This window comes from Mycobacterium sp. E3305 (genome assembly GCF_001666785.1).
Taxonomy (GTDB): Bacteria; Actinomycetota; Actinomycetes; order Mycobacteriales; family Mycobacteriaceae; genus Mycobacterium.
Genome location: NZ_LZJA01000100.1, coordinates 1 through 8,335 on the forward strand (window position 1 = coordinate 1; position 8,335 = coordinate 8,335).

Here is an 8,335-nt window from a genome sequence, read left to right on the forward strand (position 1 = left end):
ACCGTCACCGGCAACGAGAACTGGATGCGGGCCCGTGAGGCGTTGATCAAGACCGAGATCTTCGGCACGGAAGCCGATGTCGAGAAGCTGTTCCCGATCTGTACCCCGGGTGCCTCCGACACCGCACGCTTCGACGAGGCGCTCGAACTGCTGCACCTGGGCGGCCGCAGCCTGGCGCACGCGGTGCTGATGATGATCCCCGAGGCCTGGGAGCGCAACGAATCGATGGACCCGGCGCGTCGGGCGTTCTACGAGTACCACGCGTCGTTGATGGAGCCCTGGGACGGTCCCGCGTCGATCACCTTCACCGACGGCACCATCGTTGGCGCCGTTCTTGACCGAAATGGCTTGCGCCCCTCGCGGATCTGGGTCACCGACGACGGCTTGGTGGTGATGGCTTCCGAGGCGGGTGTCCTGGATCTGGACCCCGCCAAGGTGGTCCGCCGGATGCGGCTGCAGCCGGGCCGCATGTTCCTGGTGGACACCACCCAGGGCCGCATCGTCTCCGACGAGGAGATCAAGGCCGAGCTCGCCGCCGAGCACCCGTACCAGGAGTGGCTCGATAGGAACCTGGTTCCCCTCGAGAAGCTGCCGCAGGGCGATTACGTGCGGATGCCCCACGATCGACTTGTCAAGCGGCAGCTGGCTTTCGGCTACACCTACGAGGAGCTCAACCTCCTGGTGTCGCCCATGGTGCGCACCGGCGCAGAGCCGATCGGCTCGATGGGCACCGACACCCCGGTCGCGGTGCTCTCGCAGCGTCCGCGGATGCTCTACGACTACTTCCAGCAGCTCTTCGCCCAGGTGACCAACCCGCCGCTGGACGCCATCCGCGAGGAGGTGGTGACCAGTTTGCAGGGCACCACCGGCGGGGAGCGCGACCTGCTGACGCCGACCGAGCACTCGTGTCACCAGATCGCTTTGCAGCAGCCGATTCTGCGCAACCACGAGCTGGCCAAGCTGGTCAACCTCAACCCCGACGACGAAGTCAACGGGCGTCCGCATGGCATGCGGTCCAAAGTGATTCGCTGCCTGTACCCGGTCGCCGAGGGCGGCGCGGGGCTGGCCGCGGCGCTGGACGACGTGCGCGCACAGGCGTCGGCGGCGATCGAGGACGGTGCGCGGGTCATCATCCTGTCCGACCGGGAGTCCAACGAGCAGATGGCGCCCATCCCGTCGCTGCTCGCCGTCGCCGGCGTGCACCACCACCTGGTGCGCGACCGGACACGCACCCACGTGGGCCTGGTCGTCGAGACCGGTGACGCCCGCGAGGTGCACCACATGGCGATGCTGATCGGGTGCGGGGCCGCGGCGATCAACCCCTACCTGGCGTTCGAGTCGATCGAGGACATGCTCGACCGCGGCGCGATCGACGGGATCGACCGCGAGAAGGCGCTGAACAATTACGTCAAGGCGGCCGGCAAGGGCGTGCTCAAAGTGATGTCCAAGATGGGCATTTCGACGCTCGCCTCTTACACCGGTGCACAGCTGTTCCAGGCGGTGGGCATCTCCGAGGACGTGCTCGACGAGTACTTCACCGGACTGAGCTGTCCGATCGGTGGTATCACCCTGGAGGACATCGCCGCCGACGTCGCGACGCGCCACCGGCTGGCCTACCTGGACCGCCGCGACGAGCGCGCGCACCGCGAGCTCGAGGTGGGCGGCGAATACCAGTGGCGCCGGGAGGGTGAGTATCACCTGTTCAATCCGGAGACGGTCTTCAAGCTGCAGCACTCGACCCGCACCGGTCAGTACAAGATCTTCAAGGACTACACCCGGCTGGTCGACGACCAGAGCGAGCGGATGGCCTCACTGCGTGGCCTGCTGAAGTTCCGCGGCGGTGTGCGTCCCCCGATTCCGCTGGAAGAGGTCGAGCCGGCGAGCGAGATCGTCAAGCGCTTCTCGACCGGGGCGATGAGCTACGGATCCATCTCGGCCGAAGCCCACGAGACGCTCGCCATCGCGATGAACCGGTTGGGTGGGCGATCCAACAGCGGTGAGGGCGGCGAGGACGTCAAGCGTTTCGACCGCGATCCCAACGGGGATTGGCGCCGCAGCGCGATCAAGCAGGTCGCGTCCGCACGGTTCGGCGTGACCTCGCACTACCTGACGAATTGCACCGACATCCAGATCAAGATGGCCCAGGGCGCCAAACCCGGTGAGGGCGGCCAGCTTCCGGGGCACAAGGTGTACCCGTGGGTCGCCGAGGTCCGGCACTCCACGCCCGGCGTCGGCCTGATCTCTCCGCCGCCGCACCACGACATCTACTCCATCGAGGACCTCGCGCAGCTGATCCACGACCTGAAGAACGCCAACCCGTCCGCGCGGGTGCACGTCAAGCTGGTCTCCGAGAACGGGGTGGGCACGGTTGCGGCCGGCGTTTCCAAGGCGCACGCCGACGTGGTGTTGATCTCGGGCCACGACGGCGGCACCGGCGCGACGCCGCTGACGTCGATGAAGCACGCCGGCGCGCCCTGGGAGCTCGGTCTGGCCGAGACGCAACAGACCCTGCTGCTCAACGGGTTACGCGACCGGATCGTGGTCCAGGTGGACGGCCAGCTCAAGACGGGCCGCGACGTGATGATCGCCGCGCTGCTGGGCGCCGAGGAATTCGGCTTCGCCACCGCGCCGCTGGTGGTGGCCGGCTGCATCATGATGCGGGTGTGCCACCTGGACACCTGCCCGGTCGGCGTCGCCACCCAGAACCCGCTGCTGCGGGAGCGGTTCACCGGTAAGCCGGAGTTCGTCGAGAACTTCTTCATGTTCATCGCCGAAGAGGTGCGGGAGTACATGGCGCAGTTGGGTTTCCGCACCCTCAACGAGGCCGTCGGCCAGGTGGGGGCGCTGGACACCACGCTGGCGCGGGCGCACTGGAAGGCGCACAAGCTGGACCTCACGCCGGTGCTGCACGAGCCCGAGTCGGCGTTCATGAACCAGGACCTGTACTGCAGCTCGCGGCAGGATCACGGTCTGGACAAGGCGCTGGATCAGCAGTTGATCGTGATGAGCCGGGAGGCGCTCGATTCCGGCAAGCCGGTGCGTTTCTCCACCACGATCAGCAACGTCAACCGCACGGTGGGCACCATGCTCGGCCACGAGGTGACGAAAGCCTATGGCGGCCAGGGCCTTCCGGATGGAACCATCGACATAACGTTCGACGGCTCCGCCGGCAACAGCTTTGGGGCATTCGTCCCGAAGGGAATCACCCTGCGCGTCTACGGCGATGCCAACGACTACGTCGGCAAGGGCCTGTCCGGTGGCCGGATTGTGGTGCGGCCGTCGGACAACGCCCCGCAGGACTATGTGGCCGAGGACAACATCATCGGCGGCAACGTGATCCTGTTCGGCGCGACCAGCGGGGAGGCATTCCTGCGCGGAGTGGTCGGCGAACGGTTCGCGGTCCGCAACTCGGGTGCCCACGCGGTGGTCGAAGGTGTGGGTGACCATGGATGCGAATACATGACGGGTGGTCGGGTAGTGATTCTGGGCCGCACTGGCCGCAACTTCGCCGCGGGAATGTCCGGCGGCGTGGCCTACGTATATGACCCGGACGAGGAATTGCCGGACAATCTCAACATCGAGATGGTGGACATGGAGGCGCTGGACTCCGACGATGCCGAGTTCCTGCACGGGATAATCCGGGCGCACGTGGATGCCACCGATTCCGCGGTGGGCCAGCGGATCCTGGCCGACTGGCGCGGTCAACAGCGCCACTTCGTCAAGGTGATGCCGCGCGACTACAAGAAGGTGCTGCAGGCGATCGCCGAAGCCGAGCGCGACGGCATCGACGTGGACAAGGCGATCATGGCGGCCGCGCATGGCTGATCCGAGCGGCTTCCTGAAGTACACCCACCGGGAACTGCCGAAGCGTCGGCCTGTCCCGCTGCGGTTGAAGGACTGGCACGAGGTCTACGAAGACTTCGACGAAGGCACGCTGCGCGAGCAGGCGACCCGTTGCATGGATTGCGGTATTCCGTTCTGCCACAACGGCTGTCCTTTGGGGAACCTGATCCCCGAATGGAACGACCTGGTGCGCACGGGCCGGTGGCGCGACGCGATCGAGCGGCTGCACGCCACCAACAACTTCCCGGACTTCACCGGCAGGCTGTGCCCGGCGCCGTGTGAACCGGCCTGTGTGCTCGGCATCAATCAGGATCCGGTGACTATCAAGCAGATCGAGCTGGAGATCATCGACCGCGCCTTCGAAGAAGGCTTCGTCGAGCCGCTGCCCCCGGACAAGCTGACCGGGAAGAAGGTCGCGGTGGTGGGCTCGGGCCCGGCCGGTTTGGCCGCGGCGCAGCAATTGACCCGCGCCGGCCACACGGTCACCGTGTTCGAGCGGGCTGACCGCATCGGCGGCCTGCTGCGATACGGCATCCCGGAATTCAAGATGGAGAAGCGCGTCCTCGACCGGCGCCTGGACCAGATGCGCGCCGAGGGGACCGAGTTCCGCGCCGGTGTGAACGTCGGGGTCGACATCACCGCCGAACAGCTGCGCGCCGACTTCGATGCGGTGGTGCTGGCCGGTGGTGCGACCGCCGCGCGGGACCTGCCCGTCCCCGGTCGGGACCTGGACGGAATCCACCAGGCGATGGAGTACCTGCCGTGGGGCAACCGGGTGCAGGAGGGCGATGACGTCCTCGGGCCCGACGGGGAGCCCCCGATCACCGCCAAGGGCAAGAAGGTCGTCATCATCGGCGGCGGCGACACCGGCGCGGACTGCCTGGGCACCGCGCACCGCCAGGGTGCCACCGTCGTGCACCAGTTCGAGATCATGCCGCGCCCGCCGGAGTCTCGGGCCGAATCGACCCCGTGGCCGACTTACCCCTTGATGTACCGGGTTTCGTCGGCGCACGAAGAGGGTGGCGAGCGGGTGTTCTCGGTGAACACCGAGCAGTTCGTGGGCGAGGATGGCCGCGTGACGGCGCTCAAAGCCCACGAAGTCACCATGCAGGATGGCAAGTTCGTCAAGGTCGAGGGCTCGGACTTCGAGCTCGAGGCCGATCTGGTGCTGCTGGCGATGGGCTTCGTCGGACCGGAACGGGAGGGCCTGCTCACCGACCTCGAAGTCAAGCTCACCGATCGCGGCAACGTCGCGCGTGGCGCCGACTTCGACACGTCGGTACCGGGCGTGTTCGTCGCCGGGGACATGGGCCGCGGCCAGTCGCTGATCGTCTGGGCGATAGCTGAGGGCAGGGCCGCGGCCGCGGCCGTGGACCGCTACCTGATGGGTGTGACCGCCCTTCCCGCGCCGGTCAAGCCGACCGCAGTACCGCTCCAGTAGTCACAGAAGTCACATCAGAAACACACGTCCCAAAATCGGCGAGTCTGCCACCGTTTGCCAGGCGGCGGGTGTCTAATAACCCGTTGTGGGCTTCGTCACACGGGCGAGTGATCGGGGCTCCGGCGGAACGGAACGATCGCAGGAGTGATCACTGTGCACATCAATCCAGTACCTCGATCCCGGATGGGGCGAATCGCCTGGTCCTGGTTTCGTCACCCCGTGAAGAGCCGCGAGTTCCCTGCCAAACACGAGCGCCTGGTCACCGCCGCCGAATTACTGATCTTCGGGGCATAGCCGCCCCGCCGCGCGCCTCCGGGTGCGACGCGGGGGTTTGCTCGACGGAGCAAACGGGGGGACATGTTCGGCACACCGCGAAGGTCCCCGGTACCGGTGTTGATCAGCTCAGCAATCCCGAATCGCGAATGACCTCGGCCAGCGGTTCCAGGACGCTCGGGTCGTGGGGCGGGTTGATGTAGACGATGCCCAGGTCGAGTCCCTCGGCCGCCAGCCCGGCCGCCTCCTCGGCGACCTGCTGGTAGTTGCGCTGCTCGTCCAGGCGCAGGTGCGCCGACAACATGATCTCCTTCGGATCGCGCCCGATCTTCTCGCACTCCGCGGCGAGCACGTCGCGCTTGCGCGCGAACACCTCGGGCGGGCCGCCGACGAAGTTCCAGTGCTGCGCGTAGCGGGCGGTGATCGGCAGCGTCCGTTTCTCCCCGCTGCCGCCGATGCAGATCGGCGGGTGCGGGCGCTGGACGCCCTTGGGTTCGTTGCGCGCGCCCTTGAGCTGGTAGTACTTGCCGTCGAAGTCCGTGGTGTCCTGACTGAGCAGGCTGGTCAGCACCTGGCACGCCTCCTCGAATCGATCGAAACGTTCCCGGATGCTGCCCAGCTCGATGCCGTAGGCGCCTGACTCTTCCTCGTTCCAGCCGGCTCCGATGCCCAGCTCGAGCCGCCCGTCCGAGATGATGTCGAGTGCGGCGGCCATGTTGGCCAGCACGGCGGGGTGGCGGTAGTGAATGCCCGTCACCAGCGTGCCCAGCCGCAACCTTTTGGTGGCCTGCGCCAGCGCGGTCAGCGTCGTCCAGCCCTCCAGGCAGGGCCCGCTGCTGTCGGAGAAAATCGGGTAGAAGTGGTCGAAGGTCCACCCGGACTCGTAAACGTCGATGTCGTCGGCGGCCTGCCAGACGGCGAGCATGTCGGCCCAGGTGGTGTTTTGCGGGGAGGTCTTGAAGGCGAATCGCATGGAATCGACGTTAGTCGATCTTTATGAAGGGCAACTAAACTCAGGCTCGCGATGAATTACTCCCTCGGGCTCGACACCAAGATCACGCTGCTGGCGGCCGGGCTGATCTTTCTGCTCGCGCTGGTCCTCGGGGTTTGGAAGTACCGGCAGATCATGACGGCCGACGACCACCGCGCCCATCCCTACGTCGACATCGCACACCGGGCGGCGTTGCTCTACTCGTTTGCGACGCTGCTGCTGGCGGTCTTCGTCGAGCTGAGCGCGTGGCCGGCGTGGCTCAACCTGGCCGCGGCCGGCGTGGTCGTCTTCTTTTTCGTCGGCGCCATCCTCAGCTACATCGGGCACGGGGCGCGGCGCGACACCGTCAACCAGTTCGAGAACCCCGTCCCCGGCACCGGGGTGATGATGGCGTTGCTCATCGCCGGCGAGATCGGGGGCTTCGGCGTCCTGCTCGCCGGATTCATCGCCGGGCAGTTCCGGTGACCCGGACGGCTTTGGCGGTGACCTGCGTCGCCCGGCTCCGCCGCGCTTGCAGTCACCACGCAGGCACACTGGAGTCATGGATCCCGTAGAGGCCTTGCGGCAGATCGCCTACTACAAGGACCGCAGCCGCCACGACCCGCGGCGCGTGATGGCGTATCGCAACGCCGCCGACATCATCGAGGGGCTCGACGACGCGGCGCGCGAGCGGCACGGCCAAGCCAACAGCTGGCAGTCGCTGCCCGGCATCGGTCCCAAGACCGCGAAGGTCATCGACCAGGCCTGGTGCGGCAGCGAGCCCGACCTGCTGGCCGAATTACGTTCGGCCGCAGAGGATCTCGGTGGCGGGGACATCCGGGCGGCGTTGCGGGGCGATCTGCATCTGCATTCGAACTGGTCGGACGGGTCGGCACCGATCGACGAGATGATGGCGACTGCGTCCGCGCTCGGGCACGAGTATTGCGCGCTGACCGACCACTCGCCGCGGCTGACCATCGCCAACGGGCTGTCGCCCCAGCGCCTGCGTGCGCAGCTCGACGTCATCGACAAGCTGCGTGACCAGTTCGCGCCGATGCGCATCCTCACCGGGATCGAGGTCGACATCCTCGAGGACGGCAGCCTGGACCAGGAGCCCGAGCTGCTCGAGCGGCTCGACGTGGTCGTGGCCAGCGTGCATTCCAAGCTGTCGATGGACGCCTCGGCGATGACGCGGCGCATGGTGCGCGCAGTTTCGAATCCGCACGCCGACGTGCTGGGCCATTGCACCGGCCGGCTGGTATCGGGCAACCGGGGCATCCGTCCGCAATCGAAGTTCGACGCGGAAGCGGTCTTCACCGCCTGCCGCGATCACGGCACCGCGGTGGAGATCAACTCGCGACCCGAACGCCGGGACCCGCCGACCGCGCTGCTCAAGCTGGCGCTCGAACTCGGCTGCGTGTTCAGCATCGACACCGACGCGCACGCGCCGGGCCAATTGGACTTCCTCGGCTACGGCGCGCAGCGTGCGCTGGACGTGGGCGTGCCCGTCGACCGGATCGTCAACACCTGGCCGGCCGACAAGCTGCTGGAGTGGACCGGCTCGAATTGAGACGGCCGCTCAGACCCGCACCGGTTCGGCGTGCTCGGGAACCGGTTCTTCGCTGCGGGCGGCGCTCTGCAATAGATTGGCGGCGGCCACGGTGGCGCAGGTCGCGGCCGGGATGAGCAACGCGTAACCCCCCAACCGCGCGCCGAACACGATCCCGGCCACGCCGCCCCCGAGGAACAGCAGGAGGGTGGTCGCCAGGATCGCGGCTTTCCATTTATCGATTCCGTGCAGTCGACTG

5 protein-coding genes and 1 pseudogene are annotated in these 8,335 nt (G+C 67.2%); 4 read left to right on the top strand and 2 right to left on the bottom strand.

Annotation, left to right across the window (positions count from 1 at the left end):
• Together gltB and A5701_RS09845 are read left to right on the top strand one after the other, a co-directional pair.
• On the top strand, positions 1–3,825 hold a 3,825-nt coding region (gene gltB, locus A5701_RS09840; RefSeq protein ID WP_067751879.1), incomplete at its 5' end, for a glutamate synthase large subunit.
• Entirely contained in the window at positions 3,818–5,284 is a 1,467-nt protein-coding gene (locus A5701_RS09845) for a glutamate synthase subunit beta (RefSeq protein ID WP_067751882.1), read from the top strand. The genes gltB and A5701_RS09845, both read left to right, overlap by 8 nt.
• Positions 5,285–5,681: 397 nt before the next feature.
• Here the strand turns inward: A5701_RS09845 and A5701_RS09850 are convergent, their stop codons facing one another.
• On the bottom strand, positions 5,682–6,530 hold the full coding sequence (locus A5701_RS09850; protein WP_067751885.1) for an LLM class F420-dependent oxidoreductase: 849 nt from the start codon (positions 6,528–6,530) through the stop codon (positions 5,682–5,684).
• 51 nt (positions 6,531–6,581) lie between these two features.
• Here A5701_RS09850 and A5701_RS09855 point away from each other — a divergent pair, with 51 nt between their 5' ends.
• On the top strand, positions 6,582–7,013 hold the full coding sequence (locus tag A5701_RS09855) for a hypothetical protein (RefSeq protein ID WP_067751888.1): 432 nt from the start codon (positions 6,582–6,584) through the stop codon (positions 7,011–7,013).
• 76 nt (positions 7,014–7,089) lie between these two features.
• Positions 7,090–8,097: a PHP domain-containing protein gene (locus tag A5701_RS09860; RefSeq protein ID WP_067751891.1), complete on the top strand. Its 1,008-nt coding sequence runs from the start codon at positions 7,090–7,092 to the stop codon at positions 8,095–8,097.
• A gap of 9 nt (positions 8,098–8,106) precedes the next feature.
• Here A5701_RS09860 and A5701_RS28525 read toward each other — a convergent pair.
• A pseudogene (locus A5701_RS28525) lies at positions 8,107–8,335 on the bottom strand (DUF1275 domain-containing protein); the annotation flags it as partial.